Annotated in this window: 21 protein-coding genes; 9 read left to right on the top strand and 12 right to left on the bottom strand. The window is 72.2% G+C overall.

The features are described from left to right. The first annotated feature begins 24 nt into the window (after nt 1–24). Entirely contained in the window at nt 25–1,959 is a 1,935-nt protein-coding gene (locus AB0M29_RS22610) for a glycoside hydrolase family 9 protein (RefSeq protein WP_365385190.1), read from the top strand. 34 nt (nt 1,960–1,993) lie between these two features. Here AB0M29_RS22610 and AB0M29_RS22605 read toward each other — a convergent pair whose 3' ends face one another. The 5 genes from AB0M29_RS22605 to AB0M29_RS22585 form a co-directional block, all read right to left on the bottom strand. Next, entirely contained in the window at nt 1,994–2,440 is a 447-nt protein-coding gene (locus AB0M29_RS22605; protein WP_365385188.1) for a GNAT family N-acetyltransferase, read from the bottom strand. Between the two features lie 17 nt (nt 2,441–2,457). Continuing rightward, the gene (locus tag AB0M29_RS22600) at nt 2,458–3,720 is read right to left on the bottom strand and encodes an FAD-dependent oxidoreductase (RefSeq protein ID WP_365385185.1); all 1,263 of its coding nucleotides are present in this window, start codon (nt 3,718–3,720) and stop codon (nt 2,458–2,460) included. 132 nt (nt 3,721–3,852) lie between these two features. Then, a complete protein-coding gene (locus AB0M29_RS22595; protein ID WP_365385184.1) occupies nt 3,853–5,190 on the bottom strand; it encodes a deoxyguanosinetriphosphate triphosphohydrolase in 1,338 nt (445 codons plus the stop codon). Between the two features lie 40 nt (nt 5,191–5,230). Then, nucleotides 5,231–6,013, bottom strand: coding sequence for a sirohydrochlorin chelatase (locus AB0M29_RS22590; RefSeq protein ID WP_365385182.1), 783 nt, complete (start codon nt 6,011–6,013; stop codon nt 5,231–5,233). Nucleotides 6,014–6,438: 425 nt separating this feature from the next. After that, entirely contained in the window at nt 6,439–6,879 is a 441-nt protein-coding gene (locus AB0M29_RS22585) for a gamma-glutamylcyclotransferase family protein (protein WP_365385179.1), read from the bottom strand. A gap of 177 nt (nt 6,880–7,056) precedes the next feature. On the opposite strand from AB0M29_RS22585, the gene AB0M29_RS22580 reads away from it, so the two are divergent. The 3 genes from AB0M29_RS22580 (at nt 7,057) to AB0M29_RS22570 (ending at nt 10,594) form a co-directional block, all read left to right on the top strand. After that, the gene (locus tag AB0M29_RS22580; protein WP_365385177.1) at nt 7,057–7,752 is read left to right on the top strand and encodes an ElyC/SanA/YdcF family protein; all 696 of its coding nucleotides are present in this window, start codon (nt 7,057–7,059) and stop codon (nt 7,750–7,752) included. Nucleotides 7,753–7,820: 68 nt separating this feature from the next. Next, a complete protein-coding gene (locus AB0M29_RS22575; RefSeq protein ID WP_365385175.1) occupies nt 7,821–10,016 on the top strand; it encodes a molybdopterin oxidoreductase family protein in 2,196 nt (731 codons plus the stop codon). Nucleotides 10,017–10,075: 59 nt separating this feature from the next. After that, nucleotides 10,076–10,594: an OsmC family protein gene (locus AB0M29_RS22570; protein ID WP_365385173.1), complete on the top strand. Its 519-nt coding sequence runs from the start codon at nt 10,076–10,078 to the stop codon at nt 10,592–10,594. On the opposite strand, the gene AB0M29_RS22565 is transcribed toward AB0M29_RS22570, so the two are convergent. Both AB0M29_RS22565 and AB0M29_RS22560 read right to left on the bottom strand, forming a co-directional pair. After that, nucleotides 10,539–11,507 carry a DJ-1/PfpI family protein gene (locus tag AB0M29_RS22565; protein WP_365385172.1) on the bottom strand — a complete coding sequence of 323 codons (969 nt, stop codon included), beginning with the start codon at nt 11,505–11,507 and terminating at the stop codon, nt 10,539–10,541. The two genes, AB0M29_RS22570 and AB0M29_RS22565, sit on opposite strands and share 56 nt — an antisense overlap. Then, a complete protein-coding gene (locus AB0M29_RS22560; protein WP_365385170.1) occupies nt 11,504–12,145 on the bottom strand; it encodes an isochorismatase family protein in 642 nt (213 codons plus the stop codon). The genes AB0M29_RS22565 and AB0M29_RS22560 overlap by 4 nt, the downstream gene beginning before the upstream one ends. 181 nt (nt 12,146–12,326) lie before the next feature. Here AB0M29_RS22560 and AB0M29_RS22555 point away from each other — a divergent pair, with 181 nt between their 5' ends. The 3 genes from AB0M29_RS22555 to nirD are packed head-to-tail and all read left to right on the top strand — an operon-like array spanning nt 12,327 to nt 16,767. Next, on the top strand, nt 12,327–13,778 hold the full coding sequence (locus AB0M29_RS22555) for an FAD-dependent oxidoreductase (RefSeq protein ID WP_365385168.1): 1,452 nt from the start codon (nt 12,327–12,329) through the stop codon (nt 13,776–13,778). 2 nt (nt 13,779–13,780) lie between these two features. After that, entirely contained in the window at nt 13,781–16,363 is a 2,583-nt protein-coding gene (gene nirB, locus AB0M29_RS22550; protein WP_365385165.1) for a nitrite reductase large subunit NirB, read from the top strand. After that, nucleotides 16,360–16,767 carry a nitrite reductase small subunit NirD gene (nirD, locus tag AB0M29_RS22545; protein WP_365385164.1) on the top strand — a complete coding sequence of 136 codons (408 nt, stop codon included), beginning with the start codon at nt 16,360–16,362 and terminating at the stop codon, nt 16,765–16,767. Before nirB ends, nirD begins: the two co-directional genes overlap by 4 nt. An 86-nt stretch (nt 16,768–16,853) precedes the next feature. On the opposite strand, the gene AB0M29_RS22540 is transcribed toward nirD, so the two are convergent. Together AB0M29_RS22540 and AB0M29_RS22535 are read right to left on the bottom strand one after the other, a co-directional pair. Further along, nucleotides 16,854–18,308: an endo-1,4-beta-xylanase gene (locus AB0M29_RS22540; protein WP_365385161.1), complete on the bottom strand. Its 1,455-nt coding sequence runs from the start codon at nt 18,306–18,308 to the stop codon at nt 16,854–16,856. A gap of 185 nt (nt 18,309–18,493) precedes the next feature. Then, on the bottom strand, nt 18,494–19,615 hold the full coding sequence (locus tag AB0M29_RS22535) for a LacI family DNA-binding transcriptional regulator (protein WP_365385160.1): 1,122 nt from the start codon (nt 19,613–19,615) through the stop codon (nt 18,494–18,496). A 189-nt stretch (nt 19,616–19,804) separates the two neighbouring features. Between AB0M29_RS22535 and AB0M29_RS22530 the strand changes: the two genes are divergently transcribed. Further along, nucleotides 19,805–20,539 (top strand): TMEM175 family protein, encoded by a 735-nt coding sequence (locus AB0M29_RS22530; protein ID WP_365385157.1) that lies wholly within the window; start codon nt 19,805–19,807, stop codon nt 20,537–20,539. A gap of 74 nt (nt 20,540–20,613) precedes the next feature. Further along, the gene (locus AB0M29_RS22525; RefSeq protein ID WP_365385154.1) at nt 20,614–21,531 is read left to right on the top strand and encodes an oxidoreductase; all 918 of its coding nucleotides are present in this window, start codon (nt 20,614–20,616) and stop codon (nt 21,529–21,531) included. Nucleotides 21,532–21,534: 3 nt separating this feature from the next. On the opposite strand, the gene AB0M29_RS22520 is transcribed toward AB0M29_RS22525, so the two are convergent. The 3 genes from AB0M29_RS22520 to AB0M29_RS22510 are packed head-to-tail and all read right to left on the bottom strand — an operon-like array spanning nt 21,535 to nt 24,899. Continuing rightward, nucleotides 21,535–22,554 (bottom strand): hypothetical protein, encoded by a 1,020-nt coding sequence (locus AB0M29_RS22520; protein ID WP_365385152.1) that lies wholly within the window; start codon nt 22,552–22,554, stop codon nt 21,535–21,537. Continuing rightward, a complete protein-coding gene (locus AB0M29_RS22515) occupies nt 22,544–24,583 on the bottom strand; it encodes a hypothetical protein (RefSeq protein WP_365385150.1) in 2,040 nt (679 codons plus the stop codon). The genes AB0M29_RS22520 and AB0M29_RS22515 overlap by 11 nt, the downstream gene beginning before the upstream one ends. Before the next feature lie 28 nt (nt 24,584–24,611). Further along, nucleotides 24,612–24,899, bottom strand: coding sequence for a hypothetical protein (locus AB0M29_RS22510; RefSeq protein ID WP_365385147.1), 288 nt, complete (start codon nt 24,897–24,899; stop codon nt 24,612–24,614).

Here is a 24,899-nt window from a genome sequence, read left to right as displayed (position 1 = left end):
ACTTGACGCGAGGAGAGGCGCCGTATGCCGCCGACGCACAGCAGACGCAGGCTCCGCCGTACCGCTATCGCCGCCACCGCATCGACCGCCGTGCTGGCGGCGCTCACGGCGGCGTGGGCCGCGAACAGCGCGAGCGGCGCACCGGTGAGGGCGGCCGCCGCGACCGCCGGGCTGGTCCGGGTGAACCAGGTCGGCTACACCGACAGCGGCGCCAAGGAGGCGTTCCTGCTGGCGAAGGGGGCCGTGACCGGGGCGGCCTGGAAGCTGCTGGACAGCACGGGCGCGGTCGCCGCGTCCGGCACCACCGGGGCCAGCCTGGGGTCGTGGAACAGCGCCTATCCGGCGGTCTACCTGATCGACTTCTCCTCGGTGAAGACCGACGGCAGCTACCACCTGGCGGTCAGCGGCGCCGCCACCGGCACCTCCCCCACCTTCACCATCGGCACCTCCTCCGCGGTGTTCGACAAGCCCGCCGCGGACGCCACCGCCTTCTTCCAGGCCCAGCGCGACGGCGCGGACACCATCCCCGGCCAGCTCGGCCACAAGCCGTCGCACCTCAACGACACCAAGGCCACCGTCTACAACTGGCCCTCCTTCACCACCAGTGACGGCGACACCATCAAGGCCGCGCCGACCAAGATCGGCGGCACGGTCGACGTCTCCGGCGGCTGGTTCGACGCGGGCGACTACCTGAAGTTCACCGAGACCACGTCGTACGCCGTCGCCGCGCTGCAGATCGCCGCCCGGCAGACCGGCGCGAGCGCCTCCTCCGCCCTCGACGCGGAGGCGCAGCACGGCGTGGACTGGCTGGACAAGATGTGGGACCCGGCGACGAAGACGCTGTACATCCAGGTCGGTCTGGGGTCGGGTACGGACAGCGGCAGCGTCGTCGGCGACCACGATGTGTGGCGGCTGCCGGAGAAGGACGACGCGGACGCGGCGCACCCGTTCCTGAAGAACCGCCCGGTCTTCCGGGCCGCCGCGCCCGGCGCGAAGATCAGCCCCAACCAGGCGGGCCGGCTGGCCGCCGACTTCGCGCTCGCCGCGCAGCGCTTCGCGGCCTCCGACCCGGCGAAGGCGCGGGCGTACCTGGCCACCGCCGCGCAAGTTTACGGCCTGGCCGACACCAGCCCCGGCAAGCTGGTGACCACCGTGCCGTACGCGTACTACCCCGAGACGACCTGGAAGGACGACCTGGCGCTCGGCGGCGCGGAACTGGCGCTCGCCGCGCAGAAGCTGGGCGACTCCCGCGCCTCGGCCTGGCTGTCGCAGGCCGCCACCTGGGCCAAGGGCCACCAGACGGAGGCCGACGCCGACACCCTCAACATGTACGACACCAGCGCGCTGGCCGACCTGGACCTCGCCCAGGCGATCAAGGCGGCGGGGAACCCGAGCGGCCTCGCGGTGACGTACGACGACCTCGTCGGCTATGTGAAGGCGCAGATCACCACCGGCCAGAACCGGGCCAAGGCCGACCTGTTCCACGCGGGGGCGATCTACAACGACTTCGACGCCGACTCGCACACCCTGGGTCTTGCCGCCACCACCCGGCTGTACCGGACGATCACCGGCGACACCGCGTACAACCGCTTCGGTGTGCAGCAGCTCGACTGGCTGCTGGGCGCCAACGCCTGGGGCACGGCCTTCATGGTCGGCGAGGGGCAGAGCTTCCCGCACTGCACCGCGGGGCAGCTCGGCAACCTCGCGGGGAGCCTCGACGGCTCGGCGCCGGTCGAGCTGGGCGCGATCGTCAACGGGCCCAATGACTCGACCCAGTTCAGCGGCGGGCTCGGCGACTACCTCGACGGTATGAGGAAGTGCCCGCCGAGCGGTGACCCGTACAGTGCCTTCACCGGGCACGGCAGCCGGTACACCGACGACGTGCGCTCGTGGCAGAGCTCCGAGCCCGCGCTCGACATGGACGCCTCGGGGCTGCTGGCCTTCTACCTGTCGAGCTGAGCCGTCCGGCCCCGCGGCCCGCACGGCGTCCGCGTCACCTGACGAGGTCCTTGGTGACGAAGATGTAGTGCGGGCCGCTGGGCTCGATGACGAACTCCTCGCCGACGACGGTGAAGCCGAAGTGCTCGTAGAAACCGGTGGCCGATGTACGGCCGTTGCACCACACGACCTCGGCGCCGCGCGCGGCGCACTCCCGCAGCCCGGCGAGCAGGGCGGCGGCGCCGAAGCCCTTCCCGCGCACCTCCGGGTCGCTGCCCATGCCGCGGAAGCGGTACGCGGACAGGCCGTCCTCGCCCGCCAGGGGGTCGGGGAAGAACGTCACGCACCCCACCACCGCCCCGGCCTCGTCATAGGCGGCTATGTGGAACACGTCGTCGCGCGCGTCCTCGGGATACACCGCCGCCTCCCGCGGCATGCCGGTCCGCAGCACTGCCCAGCGCAGCGGAAAGATCTCCTCGACGGGCACTACGGCGGTACGCATGACGGTGTCCTCCCTGGTCAGTCCAGGAAAGAGGTTAGCGGCACCGTCGGGTCGCTGAGGAGCTCGGGGTCGATCTGGCGGCCGGAGCGGATGAGCTGCTGGATCTGGTCGGTGACGTCCCAGACGTTGACGTTCATGCCCGCGAGGACGCGGCCCTCGCGCAGCCAGAAGGCGATGAACTGGCGCTTGCCGACGTCGCCGCGGCAGACGACCTGGTCGTAGGAGCCGGGGGCGGCGTGTCCCGAGAACTCCATGCCCAGGTCGTACTGGTCGGAGAAGAAGTACGGGACGCGGTCGTACGAGACGGGGCGGCCGAGCATGGCGCGGGCGGCGGCGGGGCCGCCGTTGAGGGCGTTGGCCCAGTGCTCGACGCGCAGCCGGATGCCGAGCAGCGGGTGCTCGGCGTTGGCGACGTCGCCGGCGGCGAAGATGTCGGGGTCGGAGGTGCGCAGCGAGGCGTCGACGGCGATGCCGCCGCCCTCGGACGGGTCGGCCAGGGCGAGCCCGGCGATCTCGGCGAGCGCGGTGCGCGGGCCCGCCCCGATCGAGGCCAGCACGTCGTGCGCGGGGTGCTCCTCGCCGTCGTCGGTGACGGCGGCCAACACCATGCCGTCCTGACCGATGATCTTGGTGAGTTGGGCACCGAAGTGGAAGCGGACGCCGTGCTCGGCGTGCAGGTCGGTGAAGACCGCGCCCAGCTCGGGGCCGAGCACCGCGTGCAGCGGGGTCGGCTCAGGCTCCACGATGGTGACCTCGGCGCCGTAGCCGCGGGCCGCCGCGGCGACCTCCAGGCCGATCCAGCCCGCACCGGCGATCACCAGGTGGCCGTTCTCCCGGCCGAGGCTGGTCAGTACGTGCTTGAGCCGGTCGGCGTGGGCGAGCCTGCGCAGGTGGTGCACCCCGGCGAGTTCGGTGCCCGGGATGTCGAGGCGGCGCGGCTCGGAGCCGGTGGCCAGCAGCAGCTTGTCGTACAGCAGGGTGGTGCCGTCGCCGAGCCGAATGGACTTGGCGGCCCGGTCCAGGTGCACCACCGGCTGCCCGAGGTGCAGCTCGATGTCGTGCTCGGCGTACCAGCCGGTGTGCTCGACGAAGACGGAGTCCCGCTCGGCGCCCCCGGTCAGATATCCCTTGGACAGGGGTGGGCGTTCATAGGGGTGGTCGCGCTCGTCGCCGATCAGTATCACCCGGCCGGTGAAACCCTCGGCGCGGAGCGTCTCGGCCGCCTTTGCTCCGGCGAGCCCTGCTCCGACGATCACGAAGGTCTCGTGTGCGTCCACCACTGTGCGCCTCCCCTGCCGGTCGATGCTTATGTGCGAGCGTCCCGCACGTCAGGGCCGTCCGGAAGAGCGCCGCGCCGGTCCGTTCTTGCGCTGTTCATATGCCGTACGGTCATTCCGCAGGTCAGGTACCCCTCAGCCGCTGGTGAGCCGCGCGTGCAGGGCCGTCGCCGCCGCGTCGGTGAGTGACGCGATCTGGTCGATGATCGCGCGCCGACGGGTCGCGTCGTCGGGAGCTGAGGTGAAGATCGCGTGGAACTGCGGGTCGAGGCCGTACGGGGCGCGGGCCAGCAGCTCCTGGGCGAGTTCGCCGATCACCACCCTCTGCTCGGCCCGGCGGCGGGCCTGCGCGGCGCGCTGCATGACATAGCGGTCGGCGACCGCCTTGAGCACGGCGCACTCCATCCGCTGCTCGCGCGGCACCACGAGTTCGGCGCGGTAGCGGGTGAGGCGGCCGGTGCCGTAGCGCTCGCGGGTGGCGGTCTCGGCGGCCAGGCAGAAGCGGCCGATGAGCTGTGAGGCGGCGTCCTTCAGCCGGGCCTGGGCGAGCGCGGAGCCGTCGTAGCCGTGCGGCCACCAGGGCTGGTCGAGCAGCCGGTCGAGCGCGGCGGCGAGTTCGGCCGGATCGGTGTCGGCGGGCACGTACCGGGCGGCGGCGCAGCCGAACACCTCGGTCCGCTCGGCCGGGGAGCGCAGCGCGGCGGGGTCGATGTGCCCGGCCTGGAGGCCGTCCTCCACGTCGTGCACGGAGTAGGCGACGTCGTCCGACCAGTCCATGACCTGCGCCTCGAAGCACTGGCGGCCGTCGGGGGCGCCCAGCCGCGCCCAGCCGAAGACCGGCAGGTCGTCCTCGTACACCCCGAACTTGGGGCTGCCGGGGGTGGTGGGGTGACCGCCGCGCGGCCATGGGTACTTGGTGGCCGCGTCGAGCGCGGCGCGGGTCAGGTTGAGGCCGACGCTCACCAGCGCGTCGTCGCCGTCGGCGGCGGGCACGAACCGTTTCGGCTCGATCCTGGTCAGCAGCCGCAGGCTCTGCGCGTTGCCCTCGAAGCCGCCGCAGTCCGCGGCGAACTCCGCCAGCACCAGCTCGCCGTTGTGCCCGAAGGGGGGATGCCCGAGGTCGTGGGCCAGGCACGCCGTCTCCACCAGGTCGGGATCGCAGCCGAGCGCCGCGCCCAGCTCGCGCCCGACCTGCGCGCACTCCAGCGAGTGCGTCAGCCGGGTGCGCGGGCTGGTGTCCATCTCCGCCGCGCTGTGCTGCCCGGGGTCGACGACCTGTGTCTTCCCCGCCAGCCTGCGCAGCGCCGCCGAGTGCAGCACCCGCGCCCGGTCGCGCTGGAAGGCGGTGCGCCCGGGCCGCTTGTCCGGCTCCGGCACGTACCGCTCCATGTCCGCCTCGGAGTACGGCCCGTACCGCTCGTACGGTCCGGTGTGCGCGGTCGCCGCCGACGGCGGCTGGTGGTTCCCGTCCATACCTGTGACGGTAACCCGGCGACCCGGCCGGGCCGGTACCTCAGTGCGCGCGGGCGCCGAGCGGCTGGAGGGTCCGGTCGCGCGGCGGGAGCGTGGGGGCGGCCCGGTCGTAGCGGTGCAGCACCAGGCGGGCCATGGCGTCCTGGTCGCCGAGCGGGGCCGAGGCGATCCACGGCGCGGCGGCGGCGCACTGGGCGGCGAAGCGGCCGGGCGCGGTGAAGTACGACGCGACCGCGATCCGCCGGTGGCCCTCGGCGTTCAGCGCGGCGATCGCCCCCGCGACGGTCGGCGCGGCGGCCGAGGCGTACGCGGGCCGCACCGGTACGCCGCCCAGGCGGGCGCTCAGCAGCGCCGCCGTACGGTCGGTGTCGGCGGCCGAGTCGGGGTCGCGGGAGCCGGCGGCGGCCAGCACCACGGCGGTCCCGCCACCGCCTTTGGGCCAGCCCGCCTCGCGCAGGCGGGTGCGGAGCGCCTCGGCGAGCAGCGGGTGCGGGCCCAGCGGCCTTGCGCACACCCCGCGCAGCCAGGGCGCTCCGGCCAGCGCCTCGGGCAGGTCACGCTTCACATGGTGGCCGCGGCCGAGCAGCAGCGGCACCAGGACGACGTCGCCGCGCAGCGCCGTGAGGGTGTCGGTGAGCAGCGGCGCGTTGAGCTCGATGTGCCCGAGGCGCACGTCGAGGCCGGGCCGCGCGGCCCGCACCCGCTCCAGCAGGGCGGCCACCGTCCGCAGCGCCCCCGGGTCGCGGCTCCCATGGGCGACGGCCACCAGCGCGGGCCGCCGCCTCAACGCTGCGGGGTGCGGTTCGGCGCTCGGCTCCGTCATGCCGCCATGGTGGGTGGCCGATATTGCGCGGCCGTTGCGCGCGGATCACATGGCGGCTCCCGGCTCGCTCACAGGGACGGGGCGGTGGTGGTGAGGCCCACCCCGCGCGCCGCGCCGCGCTTGCGGAGGACGGTGCCCTACAGGGGCGCGGGGACGCGGGCTGCGCTTGCGGAGGACGGTGCCCTACAGGGGCGCGGGGAACTGCGCGCTCAGCCCCCACCGGCCGGTGGTCGGGAGACAACGCGTCTGCCCCATTGGGGCCGGTGGTGACCTGCAGCCCGTCGAGGGCTGGTCGCGCAGTTCCCCGCGCCCCTTCGGGGCACTCCGGTGCCTGGCCCACCGCAAGCGCAGCGCGCTTCCCCGCGCCCCTACGGGGCACTACCGGCGTGCCCTGCGACGCAAGCGCAACGGCCGTGCGGGGCGCGCTACCGCCCGGGCCGCAGCCGGAGGCGCCAGTCGCCGCCCGCGACCGGTTCGCCGGAGCGTAGGAGTTCGCGGGCGATGCGGTCGGCGGCGAAGTAGGTCCATGCGCGGGTCTGGCCGCGCTCGCCGCGGACGGTGACGGCGCGCCGCTCGTAGAGGTTCGCCGGGTCGCCCGGCGCGTACTCCTCCAGCCGGTCGAGCGCGGCGAGCACCTCGGCGTACTCCTCCGCCGCGTCCACCACCAGCTCCGCCAACTCGCCGCGGACCACGCCGGAACCGGCCGGATCGGCGACCGCGTACGGGTAGCCGGGGCCGTGGAAGAGCAGGGCGCCGGGCAGTTCGGCCGCCGCCCAGGAGAGCGCCCGGCCGTGCAGCAGCGCGTGATTGCTCTCGCCGGGGAGCAGCGTGCCGTAGAGGAAGAACGGCAGGCGGGGGTCGGTCACGGTGGCCTCCGGGGGCGTTGTCGGTGGTCGCCTCTACTGTGGGTCCCACTGTGATCCACGGCGGACGGGGAGGCTGCCGGATCGCGGGTGTTGGTGCCGCGCCCGCAACCGCGGGGAGGCGGGCGGCGTCGGTGAGGAGAGGTGTCGGGAGCGGTAGGCGGACGGGGGGAGGACGGCATGCGGATGCCGAAGTGGCGCGGGGTGCGGCTGCCGCGCACCCAGACCGGGTGGCGGCGGCTGGTGCGCTGGACGGTCGTGGTGTGCGTGGTGGCGCTGCTGCCCGCGACCTGGCTGCGGCTGGCCGGTGACGGGCGGGTGCGCACCGTCGCGGACGTGCCGTCGGAGCCGGTGGCCGTGGTGTTCGGCGCCGGGCTGTGGGGCGGGCGGCCGTCACCGTATCTGGCCCACCGGCTGGACGCGGCCGCGCAGCTCTACCGCGCCGGCAAGGTCAAGGTGGTGCTGGTCACCGGCGACAACAGCCGGACCACGTACAACGAACCGGGCGCCATGCGGACCTATCTCGCGGGCCACGGGGTGCCGCAGGGCAAGGTGGTGCTGGACTACGCGGGCTTCGACACCTGGGACTCGTGCAGCCGCGCCAAGCGGATCTTCGGGGTGGACCGGGCGGTGCTGGTCAGCCAGGGCTTCCACATACGCAGGGCGTTGGCGCTCTGCAAGGCCGCGGGGATATCGGGGTACGGCGTCGGGGTCGACGAGAAGCACGACGCCACCTGGTACGCCAGCGGTGTCAGGGAGCTGCTCGCGGCCGGGAAGGCGGCGGTGGACATGGCGGTGAAGCCCGACCCGCACTTCCTGGGGCCGCGCGAGCAGGGGGTGGCGCGCGCCCTCACAGCGGGCGGCCCGCCGCGCTGAGGCGCCCGTACCTCCCGTGTAACCGGCGCGTACGGCACCGCGAAACACGGCCCCCGCAGGCTGGGCGGATGAGTACGCCGACGACCACGCCGACGACCCTCCAGCCCGCTCAGCACGCGCGGCCCGCCGAGGTGCCGACGCCCGCCGGTGTCGACACGCACTGCCCGTACTGCGCGCTGCAGTGCGGCATGACGCTGCGTCCCCCGGCCGAGGCCGGCGCGCTGCCCGAGGTGGTGGAGCGGACCGCCTTCCCGGTCAACCGCGGCGCGCTGTGCGGCAAGGGCCGCACCTCACCCGAGGTGCTCTCCGCCGCGGTACGGCTGACCGGTCCGCTGGTGCGCGGCGCGGACGGCGAGCTGGCCCCGGCGAGCTGGGACGAGGCGCTGGACCGGGTCGCGGCGGGGCTGCTGCGGGTGCGGGCGGCGCACGGGCGGGACGCGGTGGGGGTGTTCGGCGGCGGTGGGCTGACCAACGAGAAGGCGTACGCGCTGGGCAAGTTCGCCCGGGTGGTGCTGCGGACCTCGCAGATCGACTACAACGGCCGGTTCTGCATGTCCTCGGCGGCGGCGGCCCATCAGCGGGCGTTCGGCCTGGACCGGGGGCTGCCGTTCCCGCTGGCGGACGTGGCCCGTACCGGCTGTGTGATCCTCGTCGGCTCCAACCTGGCCGACACCATGCCGCCCGCGCTGCGCTACCTCACCGAACTGCGGGACAGCGGCGGCACGCTGATCGTCATCGACCCGCGCCGCACCCGTACCGCCGAGCAGGCCGATCTGCACTTGCAGCCGCGGCCGGGCACCGACCTGGCGCTGGCGCTGGGCCTGCTGCACCTGGTGGTCGCCGAGGGGCGGCTCGACGAGGACTTCATCGCGGCCAGGACCAGCGGCTGGGAGCAGGCGCTGCCCGGGGTGATGGCGCACTGGCCGGAGCTGGTCGAGCGGATCACCGGGGTGCCTGTGCCCCAACTGCGGCAGGCCGTCGCGATGTTCTGCGACGCGGCGGAGTCGATGGTGCTGACCGCGCGCGGCCCCGAGCAGCAGGCGAAGGGCACCGACACCGTCAGCGCCTGGATCAACCTGTGCCTGGCCACCGGGCGCGCGGGCCGCCCGCTGTCCGGCTACGGCTGCCTCACCGGCCAGGGCAACGGCCAGGGCGGGCGCGAGCACGGCCAGAAGGCGGACCAGCTGCCCGGGTACCGCAAGCTCGACGACCCGGCGGCGCGGGCGCATGTCGCCGGGGTGTGGGGTGTCGACCCCGACGACCTGCCGGGGCCCGGCCGCAGCGCCTACGAACTCCTCGACACGCTCGGCGGCGACATCCGGGCGCTGCTGCTGATGGGCTCCAACCCGGTGGTGTCCGCGCCGCGCGCCGCCCATGTCGCGGAGCGGATCGCCGCGCTGGACTTCCTGGCGGTGTGCGACGTGGTGCTGTCGGAGACGGCGGCGATGGCCGACGTGGTGCTGCCGGTGACGCAGTGGGCGGAGGAGACCGGGACCACCACCAATCTGGAGGGCAGGGTGGTGCTGCGACGCAAGGCGGTCGACCCGCCGCCGGGCGTACGGTCCGACCTGGAGGTCCTGGGCGCGCTCGCCGGGCGCCTCGGCTGGGAGCAGGGCTTTCCGGCCGATCCGGAGGAGGTCTTCGACGAGCTGCGCCGGGCGTCGGAGGGCGGCCCCGCGGACTACTCGGGGATCAGCTACGCGCGGATCGCGGCGGAGGACGGGGTGTTCTGGCCCTGCCCGCGGCGGCCGTCGGACGCGACCGCCGCCCCTGGCGCCCCCGGCGCCGTCGACTCCCCCGGCACGCCCCGGCTGTTCCTCGACCGCTTCGCGACGCCGGACGGGCGGGCGAGATTCACACCGGTCCAGGACCGGCCGTCGGCGGAGGAGCCGTCGGCGGACTTCCCGTACTACCTGACGACCGGGCGGGTGCTGGCGCAGTACCAGTCCGGCGCGCAGACCCGCAGGGTGCGGGAGTTGAACGAGGCGGCGCCGGGGCCGTTCGTCCAGCTCCACCCGCGGCTGGCCGACCGGCTCGGCGTGGCGGAGGGCGATCCGCTGGCGGTCACCAGCCGCCGCGGCCGGGCGGTGGCACCCGCGCGCGTCTCGGCGGCGATACGTCCCGACACCGTCTTCATGCCGTTCCACTGGCCGGGCTCGGGCCGCGCCAACACCGTCACCAACCCGGCGCTCGACCCCACCTCACGGATGCCGGAGTTCAAGGTGTGCGCGGTGCGGGTCGAGCGGGCGTCCGACGTACGCTGATCATGCGTATCGCACGCGTATCGCACGTGTATCGGACGCCCAGCCGGGAGGATGCTGACATGCCGTCGCCGAAGACCCACAGCTATGAGGCCCGTGTCGTCTGGACCGGCGACCGCGGCGAGGGCACCGCCAACTACCGTGCGTACGACCGGGCCAGCGAGGCGACCTCGGGTGCGGCGCCGGCGATCCCCGGCTCGTCCGACCCGTCCTTCCGCGGCGACCCGGCCCGCTGGAACCCCGAGCAGCTGCTGCTCACCTCGATCTCGCAGTGCCATCTGCTCTGGTATCTGCACCTGTGCGCCGTGGGCGGTGTGACCGTGACGTCCTACGCGGACCACGCCACCGCGACCATGGCGGAGACGGCCGACGGCGGCGGCCACTTCACCGAGGCGGTGCTGCACCCGGCGGTCGAGGTGGCCGCGCCGGAGATGGTGGACAAGGCCCTGGCCCTGCACGCCGAGGCGCACCGGCTGTGCTTCGTGGCGAACTCGGTCAACTTCCCCGTCCGGCACGAGCCCACGGTCACGGTGTCGGGTCCGGAATCCGGGGCGCAGGCGGGGTCGGTCCAGCAGCCGTAGCCGGTTCGGTGGCCCGGGCGCGGAGGCGGCGGAGCATCCGGGCGTCCTGGAAGCCGACCGCGCGGGCGGCGGCCTCCACGGTGGTGCCCTGCCCGATGAGGTGTTCGGCCCGCTCGATGCGGAGTTCCTGCTGGTAGCGCAGGGGTGTGCGGCCGGTGGAGGCGGTGAAGCGGCGGGTCAGGGTGCGCTCACTGAGCCCGGTGGCGGTGGCGAGGTCGGCCAGCGCCAGCCGGTCGGTGAAGCGGGCGTCGATGACGTCCTGGGCGCGGTGGACGGCGTCGCTGAGGTGGCCGCGGTGTCGGAGCATGGCGCTCGTCTGCTGCTCGTCGCCGTTGCGCCGGGCGTAGACGACCATCTGCCGGGCGGTCCGCGCCGCGGCGGCGGGCCCGTGCCGCACCGCGACGAGGTGCAGCGCGAGGTCGATGCCGCTGGCGATCCCGGCGGAACTGACCACCCGGTCGTCCACCACGTACAGCACGTCGCGGACGACCGCGGCGCGCGGATAGCGGCGGGCCAGCTCGTCCTGTACGTCGTGGTGGGTGGTGCAGCGGCGGCCGTCGAGCAGCCCGGCCCGGCCGAGCGCGTCCGCGCCGGCGCAGATGCTGGCGACCGTGCCGCCGCCCTCGTGGTGCGCGCGCAGCCACGCCAGTGTCTCCGGGCGCAGCGCCCCGTTGTCCCGCAGCGAGTGGGACCGCCAGCCGGGCACCACGACCAGGTCGTCGGGGCCGAGCGGCGGTGGCACGGTGCCCGCACGGAGGGTGACGCCTTGCGCGGTCGGGACGTCTTCCTGCTCGGCGAGGTAGTCCAGCGTGTAGCCGAGACCGTAGTCGGCGGCCGTGGAGAACACCTGGGCCGGGCCCGCGAGGTCGAGCAGATGCAGGCGCGGGACGAGCAGGAAGACGACACGGGTCACGATCCGGTCAGCTCCTTGACGGTGGTGACGGTGGCGAAGCGGCCCGCGAGAGCGTACTCGGTACGGGCGATGATGTCTGCCGTGCCCAGGGTCCGCGGGTCGGCGAGCACTTCCGCGAGCGGGCGTCCGGCCGGGGCGTCCGGGTGGCTGATCGGCTCGGTGGCGGTGGCGTCCACGACGAAGGTGACGTCGTAGCCGAGGTCGGAGCCGAGCCGGGTGGTGGTCTCCACGCACTGCTCGGTGCGGATGCCGCAGGTGATCAGGGAGCGCACGCCGCGCTCGGTGAGGATCTGCTGGAGGTTGGTGGTGGTGAAGGCGTTGTGCGAGGTCTTGGTGAGCAGCGGCTCACCGTCCTGCCTGGCCAGGCCCTCGATCAGCCGCACATGGCCGGTGGCCGGGTCGAAGACGGTCCCGGTGCCCGGCTCGGAGTGCAGCACCCACACCACCAACTGGCCCCGCTCCCGGGCGTGCGCGACGAGGCGGCCGACCTTCACGGCCACCTCGGGATCGGACGCGGCCTGCCAGCTCTCCCGCTGCCGGAAGGACTCCTGCACGTCGATGACGATCAGCGCGGTGGCGGCGTCGGCCGCCGTGCTGTTCGCGGGGGTGTTCTCGGGGGTGTTCGCGGTCTCGGTCATGACTCCAGGGTGCGCCCGCGCGGCCCGGTCGCGGTAGGCATGATCGTGCCCGGGTACGGAACGATCCGGTCAGCCGTACCGGTCCCGCTCACAGTGCCGTACCGGCCGTGATGAGCGCACCGTTCCCCACGGGTAATGGCGGGGTCGCGGGCGGGTAACAGCGGCACCGCACTCTCATGGCATGGACATCGTGGTGGTCGGCGGCGGGATGGCGGGAGCGCGGCTCGCGCAGCAGCTCGCGCCGTACGGGCTCGGCCCGGGCGGCGCGGCGGGCGGCGTCGCGGCCGGTGCGGGCGGCGCGGGCGGCGCGGGCGGTCGCGCGTCCCGTACGGCCGCCCTGACCGTGACGGTCATCGGCGAGGAGCCGCACGCCCCCTACAACCGGGTGCTGCTGGCCGAGGTGCTGGCGGGCCGGTACGCCGCGGACATGATCACACTGCCCGGCGCGGCGCCGCGGGCGGAGCCGCGCCGGGTGGTCCGGCTGGACCGGGCCGAGCACACCGTGGTCTGCGACGACGGTTCCGCGGTGCGCTACGACCGGCTGGTGCTGGCGACCGGATCCAACCCCGTACTCCCGCCGCTGCGCGGGCTGTTCGAGGAGGGCGCGAACGAACTGCCCGCCGGAGTACACGCGTTCCGCACGATGGACGACTGCCTCGCGCTCGCCTCGGCGGCCGGACCCGGCACCCGGGTGGTGGTCGTGGGCGGCGGGCTGCTCGGCGTCTCGGCGGCGCAGGCACTGGCCGCGCGCGGCGCCCAGGTGGTGGTCGCCCAGCAGGGCGAGTACCTGATGGAACGTCATCTGGACGAGAGCGCGGCCCAGTTGCTCCGTACGCACCTGGAGTCGCAGGGCGTCGAGGTGCACACCGAGTGCCGCGTCCGGCGCCTGCACACCCGGCCCGACCCCGACGGCCGCCGTACCGTGCGCGCGGTCGAACTCGCCGACGGCTACTGCCTCGGCGCCGACCTCGTGGTGCTGGCCTGCGGGGTACGGCCCCGGGTCGGCCTCGCCTCGGCCGCCGGACTCGACGTGGCCAAGGGCATCGTGGTCGACGACGAGCTGCGGACCTCGGACCCGGCGATCCACGCGATAGGCGACTGCGCCCAGCACGCGGGCGTCGTCTACGGACTCGCGGGCGCGGCCCGCGACCAGGCGGACGTCCTGGCGCGCGTCCTGGCCCAGGCCGTCACCGCTCCCCCCGCCGTACCGACGCCCGACGCCGAGCCGCGCTACACCGGCACCCGCGCGCTGACCCGCCTGACGCTCCACACCGGCCGCCCCGCGAACCCCCTGGCGCTCAGCGAAACCCACACCGGCACCGGCACGGAGACCGGTTCGGCCACGGACACGGCCGCCGCGGGCACCAGCGGCGAGCCCCCCGCCCGCCGCCGCTCCTTCGACCTCGCCGCCTTCGGCGATCCGGTCGCCACCCCCGGCGACGACGTGCTGCGGCTGGCGGACGCCACCCGCGGCGCCTACCGCAAGGTCATCGTCCGGGGCGACCGGCTGGTCGGCGGCATCCTGCTCGGCGACCTGGCCGCGGTCGGCGCGGTCGCCAGCACCTGGGAGGGCGACGAGCCGCTGCCCTCCGCACCACTGCTCCACCTGCTCACCAACGACGGAGGTTTCTGAGCATGGCTGCACGTACGGAGAAGAACACGATCGTGCTGGTCGGCCACGGGATGGTCGGGCAGCGGTTCCTGGAGGCGCTGGCCGACCGGGGGGTGACCGAGTGGTCCCGCGTGGTGGTGCTCTGCGAGGAGCCCCGCCCGGCCTACGACCGGGTCCACCTGACCTCGTACTTCTCCGAAGGTGCGTCGCCCGAGGACCTCTCCATGGTCGAGGACGGCTTCATGGCGAAGCACGGCATCGAGCTGCACGTCGGCGACCCGGCGGTGGCCGTGGACCGCGCCGCGCGCACCGTCACCGCCCGCTCCGGCCTGACCGTCGGCTACGACACGCTGGTGCTGGCCACCGGCTCGTACCCGTTCGTGCCCCCGGTGCCCGGCAAGGACGCGGAGGGCTGTTTCGTCTACCGCACGATCGAGGACGTGCTGGCCATCGAGGCGTACGCGAAGGGCTCGGTAACCGGCACCGTCGTCGGCGGCGGGCTGCTCGGTCTGGAGGCGGCGGGCGCGCTCAAGGGCCTGGGCCTGGACACGCACGTGGTGGAGTTCGCGCCCCGGCTGATGCCGGTGCAGGTCGACGAGGGCGGCGGCGACGCGCTGCGCCGTACGGTGGAGAACCTGGGCGTGACCGTGCACACCGGGGTCGGCACCCAGGAGATCACCACCGGCGCCGACGGCCGGGTCAACGCGATGTCCCTGTCGGACGGTTCGGCGCTCAACACCGACCTGGTGGTCTTCTCCGCCGGTGTCCGCCCGCGCGACGACCTGGCGCGGGCCTGCGGGTTGCCGGTCGGCGAGCGCGGCGGCATCGTCGTCGACGAGAGCTGCCGTACGGCCGACGAGGCGGTCTTCGCCATCGGCGAGTGCGCGCTGGCCGCCGACGGCCGGGTCTACGGTCTGGTCGCGCCCGGCAACGAGATGGCCGAGACCGCCGCGCAGACCATCGCGGGCGCCGCGGGCGCCGCCGCGTTCACCGGCGCGGACCTGTCGACCAAGCTGAAGCTGCTCGGTGTGGACGTGGCGAGCTTCGGCGACGCGCACGGGACGACCGAGGGCTGCCTCGACGTCCTCTACTCCGACTCGCGCTCCGGCGTGTACCGCAAGCTGGTGGTCGGCGCCGACGGCACCCTGCTCGGCGGCATCCTGGTCGGCGACGCGGAGTCGTATGGCATCCTGCGGCCGCTGACCGGTTCGGTCCCGCCGATCGCGCCCGAGCACCTGGTGCTGCCCGCGGGCGCGGGCGCCCCCGTCTCGCTCGGCCCGGCCTCGCTGCCCGACGAAGCGGTGATCTGCAGCTGCCACAACGTGACGAAGGGCGCCATCAGGGGCGCGGTCACCGAGCACTCCTGCGGCAATGTGCCGGAGGTGAAGAAGTGCACCAAGGCCGGTACGGGCTGCGGCAGTTGCGTCAAGGTGCTCGGCCAGCTCGTGGACGCCGAGCTGGAGGCCAACGGCGTCGCGGTCGACAAGGGCCTGTGCGGCTGCTTCGCGCACACCCGCGCCGAGCTGTACGAGATCGTGCTCGCCGTGCGCGTCACCTCCTTCCGTGAACTGCTCGACGGCCACGGCCGCGAGGAGGCCCGCGGCGGTGACGGCTGCGAGGTCTGCAAGCCGGCCATCGCCTCGATCCTGGCCTCGCTGGCCCCCGAGATCGGCGCCTCGGTGCACGTACTGGACGGCGAACAGGCCGCGCTCCAGGACACCAACGACCACTTCCTCGCCAACATGCAGAAGAACGGTTCCTACTCGATCGTGCCGCGCATCCCCGGCGGCGAGATCACCCCCGAGAAGCTGATCGTGATCGGCGAGGTGGCCCGGGACTTCGGCCTCTACACGAAGATCACCGGCGGCCAGCGGATCGACCTGTTCGGCGCCCGCGTCGAGCAGCTGCCGCTGATCTGGACCCGGCTGGTGGACGCCGGCTTCGAGTCGGGTCACGCCTACGGCAAGTCGCTGCGGACCGTGAAGTCCTGCGTGGGGCAGACCTGGTGCCGCTACGGCGTGCAGGACAGCGTGAAGATGGCGATCGAGCTGGAGCTGCGCTACCGGGGCCTGCGCTCGCCGCACAAGCTGAAGTCCGCGGTGTCCGGCTGCGCGCGGGAGTGCGCGGAGGCGCAGAGCAAGGACTTCGGGGTGATCGCCACCGCCAACGGCTGGAACCTGTACGTCGGCGGCAACGGCGGCGCCACCCCGCGCCACGCGGACCTGCTGGCCCAGGACCTGTCGGACGCCGAACTGGTCCGGCTGATCGACCGGTTCCTGATGTTCTACATCCGCACCGCCGACCGGCTGGAGCGCACCAGCGTGTGGCTGGAGCGGATCGCGGGCGGGCTCGACCACGTACGCGATGTCGTCGTGCACGACTCGCTCGGCATCTGCGACGAGTTGGAGGCGCTGATGGCCAAGCACGTGGCGGGCTACCGCGACGAGTGGGCGGACACCATCAACGACCCCGAGCGGCTGAGCCGTTTCGTCTCCTTCGTGAACGCCCCCGACACCCCCGACCCCACGGTTCGCTTCGTCGCGGAACGCGACCAGATCAAGCCGCAGCCGATCGCGCTCGTCCTCTCAGAAACGGTGACCGCATGACCACCTCGACGCACCCCACCTCCGCTGCCACTGCTTTCGGCACGGGCAGCGCCACGGAGCACACCACGGCCACCGCGACCGGGTCCGTGCAACTGCTCGTCGGCGCCGAGTGGTTCGCGGTCTGCTCCCCCGAACTGCTGCTGCCCGGCCGCGGGGTGGCGGCGCTGCTCCCCGACGGCTCGCAGGCGGCGGTCTTCCGCGACAGCTTCGGCAGCGTGTACGCCATCGACAACATCGACCCGTTCACCGGCGCGGGCGTCCTCGCCCACGGCCTGACCGGCACCGCCGCGGGCCGCCCGTACGTGGCCTCGCCGCTGCTCAAGCAGCGCTTCGACCTGGCCACCGGGGCATGCCTGGACGACGACGCGGTGGCGGTGCGCAGCTACGCGGTGCGGGTGGTCTGACGGACAAGGCGCCGCCGGTGGGCCCTGCGAGCGGGGTCCACCGGCGGCATCTGTGGGGGGTCGTTGCGGGCGTTGGGGAGGGTCGTTCAACTCACCGTGCAGGCCGTTCCGTTGAGCGTGAAGGCGGTGGGCTTGGGGTTGCTGCCCGACCAGTTTGCGTTGAAGCCGAAGTTCACCGTGCCGCCCGCCGCGATCGCCGCGTTGTACGACAGGTTGGTGGCCGTCGCCGCCGCGCCGCTCTGGGTGACGGTCGCGTTCCATGCCTGGGTGACGGTCTGCCCGGCGCCGAACGACCACTTCAGCGACCAGCCGTTGACGGGCGCGCTGCTGGTGTTCGTGACGGTGACGCTGCCGGTGAAGCCGGTGTTCCACTGGTTGACCCCGTAGGTCACCGCGCAGCCGCCGCCACCGGGCGGAGTCGTCGGCGGGGTCGTGGGCGGCGTGGTCGGCGGGGTCGTGGGCGGTGTGGTCGGGGGTGTGGTCGTACCGCCGCCGCCAAGGGCCGCCTGGATCGCGTAGTAGGCGGGCTTGGGCTGGTAGTTCTCGTCGTACGGCGTGGCCGCGCCCTGGCCGGGGAAGGTGCTGGGCACCCATGAGGTGGCGTCGGTGAAGCCCCAGACGGTGACGCCCTTGCAGCGCGAGACGCCCAGGCAGTCCTTCATCACGGTGGTGTAGTCGTTGGCCTGCTGCTGGAGCTTGGTGGCGTCGGACGGCGTCTGCATCCGTACGTCCAGCTCGGTGACCGCCACATCCACGCCGAGGTCGGCGAAGCGCTGCATGTTGGCCTGGAAGGTGGACGGCACCTGGCCGAGGATGAAGTGCGCCTGGAAGCCGACCCCGTCGATCGGCACGCCCTGCTGCTTCAGCGACTTCACGAGGTTGTACATCCCGTTGCTCTTCGCCCCGGTCGCCTCGATGTTGTAGTCGTTGACGTAGAGCTTGGCGGCCGGGTCGGCGGCGTGCGCGGCGGTGAGCGCGTCGGCGATGTACGAGACGCCGAGCTGGTTGTACCAGAGGTCGGAGCGGTAGGTGCCGTCCTCGTTGAACGGCTCGTTGACGACGTCCCAGTGGGTGATCTTGCCCTTGTAGTGGGTGACTTCGTCGGTGACGTGCTTGATCATGATGCTGTGCAGTTCGGTGTTGCTGAAGCTGCCCGAGGTCAGCCAGTTCGGCAACTGGCTGTGCCACACCAGGTTGTGGCCGCGGATCTGCATGTTGTGGGCCTGGCCGAAGGCGACGATCGAGTCGCCGGGACCCCAGTTGTACGTGCCCCGGTTGGGCTCGACGGTGTCCCACTTCATTTCATTGCCCGGGGTGACGCTGTCGAACTGGGTGCCCGCGATGTTCGCCGAGGTGCCGCTGAGTTCGCTGGCCATCAGCGCCGTGCCCATGTAGACGCCCTTGGCCTCGGCCAGGTCGCGCAGTGGCTGGTCGGCGGCGTGCGCCGACGGTATGCCGACGGCGACGAGGGCGGTCACCGCGGCGAGCAGCGCGGCGGCCGAGCCGCCGAGTGCTGATCTGCGGACGCGCTTCGAAAGCATGGAGTGGTACCTCTCTCCAAGTGGGGGATTGGATCAGGTAGTTCGTGCCATGCGGAGCGGCCCCGTACCCGCCCGGGGAGGCCCCGGGCGGGTGACGGAGGAGATCTTCGAAAGTTTCGGAGATGATTCCGATCCGCGGCGCAGACCTTACGGGCGCCCCGCCGGACCGTCAACACCCCCCGCAGTCACCGCACTTCGGACGGCGGCACTTCGGACGGCGGCCGGGTGCTGCTGCGCTCCACCAGCCGGGTGGCCAGGTCGACGCGCAGGGTGCTGGGCTGCTTGCCCCTGCCCAGCTCCAGCACCAGCCGCGCGGCGGCCTCCGCCATCTCCGTCAGCGGCTGCCTGACGGTGGTCAGCGGCGGGCTGATCCAGCGGGTCAGCGGCAGGTCGTCGAAGCCCACCACGCTCAGGTCGGCGGGGATGCTCAGGCCCAGCTCGCGGGCGGCCTCGTACAAGCCGAGCGCCTGCAGGTCGTTGCCGGTGAAGACGGCGGTCGGCGGCTCCGGCAGCCGCAGCAGCTCCAGGCCGGCGGCGTACCCCGCCTCGTGGTGGAAGTCGCCGGCCCGCACCAGCTCCTCGTCGTACGCCACACCCGCGGTCTCCAGGGCCGCGCGGTAGCCGTCGATCCTGGCCCGGCTGCACATCATGCCCACCGGTCCGCCGATCATCCCGATCCTGCGGTGGCCGAGTTCCAGCAGGTGGCGGGTGGCGGCGACACCGCCCTGCCAGTTGGTCGCGCCGATCGAGGGCACGTCGTCGCCGGGGTCGCCCGCCGGGTCCATCACCACGAACGGGATGTCGCGGCTGATGAGCTGGGCGCGCTGGGCGGGGTCGAGCCCGGACAGCACCAGGATCACGCCCGCGGGACGGCGGGCGAGCACCCCGTCCACCCAGGTCTGGCCAGGGCTGAGCCGCCCGGCGGACTCCGAGAGGACCACGCTGAGGCCCTCTTCCCTGGCAACGTTCTCGACGCCGCGGATGACCTCCATCGCCCACGCGCTCTCCAGCTCGTGGAAGACCAGGTCGAGCAGGGGCGCGGGCTGCGCGGTGCCGCGCCGCCGCTGGTAGCCGTGGCGGCGCAGCAGCTCCTCCACCCGGCTGCGGGTGGCCGGTGCCACGTCACCGCGACCATTGAGCACCTTCGAAACTGTCGGAGCCGAGACTCCCGCCGCGCGGGCGATCTCGGCGAGTGTGGCCGCGCCGCTCGTACCGCTGCCGCTGGTCGGGGCCGTCGGGCCAGGGGTGCGGTCGACGGCGCTTTCCGGCTGGTCGTCGCGAGGATGCTGGACGTCTGGGGCGCTCATGCCAGCGATCGTAACCCTGTCGGGTGCGTCCGTCCGAGAGGAGGTCCGAGCAGTATGCTATCCATAGCTTCTCCCAAAACATTCGTCATGCAGTCCGAATTATTCGGCGGGCCGTTGGTGTGAGCGAGTCCGGCGGACTCCCGGCGGACTCCCGGCAGTGGGGTGCAGGGTGCCATTACGATCACTTCCGTGACGGAGACACGGGGTGAGGGCGGCGTCGCGGACGCGCGGGAGCCGGTGGACAGATCGCGGGACGGCGTCCCGGGGGCCATGTCGCGGGACGCGCCCCGGCACACGATGAGCGTGGCCAGGCTCGAAGCGTTCAGCGACGGGGTCTTCGCGATCGCGATCACCCTGCTCGTACTGGAGCTGAAGCTGCCGGGCGAGCCGGAGTCCGACTCCGGGCTGCTGCACGAGCTGCTGCACCTGTGGCCGTCGTACCTCTCCTACGTGGTGAGCTTTCTGCTCATCGGCATGATCTGGATGAACCACCACCGGATGTTCCACCACATCCGGCGGGTCGACGGCATGCTGCTCGGCCTGAACAACCTGCTGCTGCTCTCCGTCTCCTTCCTTCCCTTCCCCACCCACGTCCTCGCCGAATCCGTGCACGCGGGCCACGGCGAGCACGTCGCCGCCGTCTTCTACGGCCTCGAACTCGTCGTCGGCGGCATCTGCTTCAACGCGGTCTGGTGGTACGCCTCCCTCGGCCACCGGCTGATCGGCGACACGATGACCCCGGCGGAGGCGTCCGCACTGCGCTTGCGCTGGGGCGTCGGCCCGGTCCTCTACCTGGTGGCCGCGCTGCTCGGGCTGCTCAGCGCCGCCGCCAGCCTGGTGATGTACGTGGGGCTGCTGGTCGGGTACTACTTCGACCTCCGCCCGCGCCCGGCCGCCGCGGATCCGGCCCGGGAATTGCTCTAGCTTTCGGTCCACCTCGCTCCCTATTCTGACGGCCAGTCAGTTACGCTGCCGCCGCCGCGGCCTGAGGGGGCACGATGGGGTGGACCGCCGACGACATACCCGACCAGCGCGGCCGGACGGCCGTGGTCACCGGATCCAACACCGGCATCGGCTACTGCACCGCCCGCGAACTCGCCCGGCACGGCGCCCGGGTGGTCCTCGCCTGCCGCAACCCCGCCCGCGGCATGCGGGCGCTGGCCCGGCTCCGCGCCGAAGTCCCCTCCGCCCGCGCCGAGTTCCGCCCGCTGGACCTCGCGGACCTGGCCTGCGTACGGGCCTTCGCGGACGACTACCCCGAACCGTCGCTCGACCTCCTGGTCAACAACGCGGGCGTCATGGCACTGCCCTACGCCACCACGGCCGACGGCTTCGAGACGCAGATCGGCGTCAACCACCTCGGGCACTTCGCCCTGACCGGACTCCTGCTGCCCCGGCTGCTCGCGGCCGGACCCGGCGCCCGCGTCGTCACGGTCGCCAGCGCCGCGCACGTCCTGGCGGACGTCGACCTCACCGACCTCAACGGCACCCGCCGCTACCGGCGTTGGGCCGCGTACGGCCAGTCCAAGAGCGCCAACCTGCTCTTCGTCCACGAACTCTCCCGCCGCCTCACCGCCGCCGGCACCCCCCTCGTCGCCGCCGCCGCGCACCCCGGCTACGCCGCCACCGACCTCCAGACCCGCAGCGCCCTCATGGAAGGCCGCCGCGGCGCCGAACGCGTCTACCTCCTCGGCAACCGCCTCCTGGCCCAGTCCGCCGACCGCGGCGCCCTCCCCACCCTCTACGCCGCCACCGCCCCCACCATCACCCCCAACTCCTTCACCGGCCCCCGCCCCCCAGGCTGGCGCGGCCCCCCCTCCCCCGCCTGGCGCCTCCCCCGCACCCGCAACCCCCAAAAAGCCGCCCACCTCTGGGCGGCCTCGGAGGAACTGACGGGGGTTACGTATCCGCTCTGAGCCTCAAGCGATGAGGGCCAGAGCCGGATCGGCAGGTCCGTCGTGGGTACCCACGTTCCCCAGGAGCAGCACGCGTCCACCGCTCTGCACGATGTAGGCCCGCGCACCGCACGAGTTGGCGAGAGCGGGGTACTGCTTGCCCGGGGCACACGTGCGGCCGCTGAGCGGTGTCTTCGCCAACACACTGGCCTCGTCCCCTCGTACGTGCAGGACGATCGTCTCGGTGATGGCCTTGTCAGCCCCCAGAGCGTAGAAGCCTCCGGTGCTCGCGGGCGTCAAGGCGGTGGGCGCCATGGAGGCGATCGGCGTGCCCGTCCCTGGAACCGTGCCGGATTCGTGCGCATGATACGGCTGCCTACCGACGGGTACAACGACCACGTCACCGAGGTTGGCGGGGACGACGTACACCGTTCCCGAAGGATCCACGACCGCGGAGTCACCGACATCCTTCGACTGGTGGTACAGCCTTGCCGCCTTGCCGTCCTTCAGCGACCAGATGTTGCCCCCCTCACTGACGACGAGAGACCCATCGGGACGTTCACCGATCGGCCTTGCGGCCAGGTAGTCCGGGGAGATCTTCAGCTCTGTCTCGGTGCCGTTTCCGCTGATCACCCGGAACGCGCCAGCTGACGTCGTGGAATCGCTGAAGACCAGGGACCCATCCGAGCGCACCACCATCGCGGTGGGCGTCTTGGCGAAGACTGCTACGGCGTACCTGCTGACGTCGCCCCCCGGAGTCATCTTCATGACCTCGGGGCGTTCAAGGCTCCGGTCCATCATGTACACGTTGCCCGCGCGGTCGGTCGCCACCAGGCTCCATCTGGGCACCACGGTCTTGTTCAGGTCGTAGTCCTTGCTGAGGGCGCTCAGATCGAAGGCCGCGATCTTCCCGGCCGCCGGCGTCGGAATCCCGCGCTCGACACCGGCTCCTCCCCCACCTCCCGAGCATCCCGCCCCCAACGCGAGGACCGACACGGACGCCGCCAAGAGCCGTGTGATCCGGATGCCTGCCCTAACTGCCATCGAGCGACCCCTCGTACTTCCTGAACCCTGTGCTGAGGTCCGTCGTTGCATCGTCAACCTGCCCGCTCACACCGTCCGTTGTGGTCCACGTGATGAAGTCGGTGTTGTTCCATGCCTCCGGCGACACCGTCTCCGATGTGGGGTCGTACCAAGACATGCCCACTGGGATCGGCACTTTCCCCGACCGAATGAGCCCCTGGGCGAGGGCCGGGGTGAACGAGTTCTCCACATCTTTCGCATTGGCCGAGTTAACCGCCTGCTGATGAGCGGCGTTGTTCGTCGAGAAGGGATCAGTGGTAGGAGCCTTCACCGACCTGCCCCATGTGAGCAGCGTCTGGGAGTATTTGAAACCCTTCGTGACGAACTTACCGGTCAAGCTCTTGGGAAGGGTCGAGCCGCTGTAGAGGACGCCGGCCGTATTGAGAATGGTCAGGTTGTACTTGTGCTGCTCGTCGAGCTGCGCCGCATTGCCGTAACTGACCCCGTTCTTGGCCTTCGTGAAGAGGCCGACCATGACACCCAGGTCGGTGACCGCTGCGGACGAATCCTTGCTTCCTGCGGCGTCCCCAAGTTGTTGATGCATCGAGGCATCGAACATCGCCGCGGCGCTCGGGTCATCTCTCACGAAGAGCTGCATCGCTGCGACCAGATCGTCGTGGGGGACGACCAGTCCATGCTCCTTGGTGGAGTAACCGCCCGCCTGGGGGCCCGCGTTCCTCGACGTGGCACCCAGTTGGTCTGCCCACGTGGCGGTGATCCCGGCCAATGTGACCGCCGTGCTCTGGGGAAATGCCATGTACTCCAACCGCTCTTCTTTGGAGCGGCCGTTGAATGCGTCGTTCTCCTTGGCCGCAGCGGCCAGGATGTTGTACGCCGCATGGCCCGACTCGTCCTGGAAGGCGGGGCTGCGATCGGTGGCGGCGAGGGTGAGGATGCGACTGACGGGTTCGGAGTCGTCCATCGTCGCCGGGCCGGTCGTCTGCCATTTGTAGTCCAGCAGTTGGGCGGCGTGGCGTTTGCTGTCGGCGGTGTCCTGGCCGAGGAGGTCGCGGGATCCCTTGGGGTTGTCGCCGAGTCTGTCGAGGACGGCGAGTACGGGGTCGTTGGCACGGATGGCAGCGACCGTCCTGTCGCTCTTCGAGCCCGGGTAGACGGCGTTGTTGAGGCCGAGGTCGTTGAACCATGCCTTGCCGTCGCCGTAGTAGGCGGGCGGGCCGCCTCCCGAGGGCATCATCTCGTACAGCGGCCTCATGGCCCCCTGCTTGTCCCGCCAGTCGAGCATCGCTCCGCTGACGCCGGAGAGCACCTTCGGGTCCCACTTGCCGCCCGGGGGGCCGTACTTGAAGAGCATGCCGACCGACCACATGTCGCCGTCAGGTGGTGAGGTCAGGGCGGCGAGGTAGTCGGGCGCCGGTTTGGGGTAGTCGCCCTTGACCGCGAGCGTGCTCATGGTCTGGGTGGCTTGGCCGAACTGGCCGAGAATCCTCTCGGAGTCCTTGGCGAGGACGACGTCGTCGTGCGTGCCGTCTTCGCTGTGCAGGGCTCGCGCGACCTTTGTGGCATCGGCGATGCCCCCGGCCCGCATGAAGGCGGTCATGTAGGCCGAGTCGCCTTGGTGGTCGGCGAGGGACTGGCCGATCTCGGCAATGGTCTCTCGCGATGCGGCGTCCTTGGGATGGTCCAATGCGTTCTTGAGGGTCGCGGCCTCCTGCTGGGCCTCCTGCGCGGAGTTGATGTCCTTGGTGTCCCAGGGGATGTCGACCCAGTCGCCGGTCGGGGTGCAGAAGGCGGCACCGTTCGGCTGGCGCAGGAGGTTGAGGGCCTCGTCGGCTCGCAGGGCCATCTTCCGGGCGTCTTCCCCCACTTGCGTTGCCTGTTGGTGGAGTGGGCCGAGATTGAGGGTGCCGCCCCACTCGCTGAAGTTGTTGCGTATGGTCGGTCCGACCCGGGCAAGCGTGTCCGCGAGATCCTTGAGTCGATCCGCCAGTGTGCGTAGTCGATCCGGGTCCACCCCGGCAAAATCGTTCATACCAACCCCCCCGTTTTCGTCGGACAGTTCAGGCGTGTCCGTGGTACTTGCGGTCGCTGGCCGCCTGATCCTTCTGCGCTTTGGCGATCAGCGCCTGCTCCTCTGCCGGAAAGCTGTCGAAAAGACGGTTCAACGAGATCATTCGCCCGTCGAAGTCCGTGGCCCAGGCATCGGCCGTGGCGCCCACCCACGTCTTCGCGCCCATCACGTCATGGACCTTCTTCAGTGCCGCCCGGACGTCCGAGACATCGGCCTCGATCTTCTCCATGTCCGTACGGCACAGGTTCTCCAGCCGGTCCTCGTTGGGTATGCCCAC

Source organism: Streptomyces sp. NPDC051976 (assembly GCF_040680795.1).
GTDB lineage: Bacteria > Actinomycetota > Actinomycetes > Streptomycetales > Streptomycetaceae > Actinacidiphila.
The sequence above is the reverse complement of the archived record's forward strand: the minus strand, read 5'-3'. Positions and strand labels throughout refer to the sequence as shown.

Coding starts and splice junctions, on each gene's coding strand:
- AB0M29_RS22525 (WP_365385154.1), top strand. CDS start 20,614: ATGGGGTGGACCGCCGACGACATACCCGACCAGCGCGGCCGGACGGCC.
- AB0M29_RS22605 (WP_365385188.1), bottom strand. CDS start 2,440: ATGCGTACCGCCGTAGTGCCCGTCGAGGAGATCTTTCCGCTGCGCTGG.
- AB0M29_RS22570 (WP_365385173.1), top strand. CDS start 10,076: ATGCCGTCGCCGAAGACCCACAGCTATGAGGCCCGTGTCGTCTGGACC.
- AB0M29_RS22520 (WP_365385152.1), bottom strand. CDS start 22,554: ATGGCAGTTAGGGCAGGCATCCGGATCACACGGCTCTTGGCGGCGTCC.
- AB0M29_RS22590 (WP_365385182.1), bottom strand. CDS start 6,013: ATGACGGAGCCGAGCGCCGAACCGCACCCCGCAGCGTTGAGGCGGCGG.
- AB0M29_RS22610 (WP_365385190.1), top strand. CDS start 25: ATGCCGCCGACGCACAGCAGACGCAGGCTCCGCCGTACCGCTATCGCC.
- AB0M29_RS22580 (WP_365385177.1), top strand. CDS start 7,057: ATGCGGATGCCGAAGTGGCGCGGGGTGCGGCTGCCGCGCACCCAGACC.
- nirD (WP_365385164.1), top strand. CDS start 16,360: ATGACCACCTCGACGCACCCCACCTCCGCTGCCACTGCTTTCGGCACG.
- AB0M29_RS22540 (WP_365385161.1), bottom strand. CDS start 18,308: ATGCTTTCGAAGCGCGTCCGCAGATCAGCACTCGGCGGCTCGGCCGCC.
- AB0M29_RS22515 (WP_365385150.1), bottom strand. CDS start 24,583: ATGAACGATTTTGCCGGGGTGGACCCGGATCGACTACGCACACTGGCG.
- AB0M29_RS22575 (WP_365385175.1), top strand. CDS start 7,821: ATGAGTACGCCGACGACCACGCCGACGACCCTCCAGCCCGCTCAGCAC.
- AB0M29_RS22535 (WP_365385160.1), bottom strand. CDS start 19,615: ATGAGCGCCCCAGACGTCCAGCATCCTCGCGACGACCAGCCGGAAAGC.
- AB0M29_RS22560 (WP_365385170.1), bottom strand. CDS start 12,145: ATGACCGAGACCGCGAACACCCCCGAGAACACCCCCGCGAACAGCACG.
- AB0M29_RS22555 (WP_365385168.1), top strand. CDS start 12,327: ATGGACATCGTGGTGGTCGGCGGCGGGATGGCGGGAGCGCGGCTCGCG.
- AB0M29_RS22595 (WP_365385184.1), bottom strand. CDS start 5,190: ATGGACGGGAACCACCAGCCGCCGTCGGCGGCGACCGCGCACACCGGA.
- nirB (WP_365385165.1), top strand. CDS start 13,781: ATGGCTGCACGTACGGAGAAGAACACGATCGTGCTGGTCGGCCACGGG.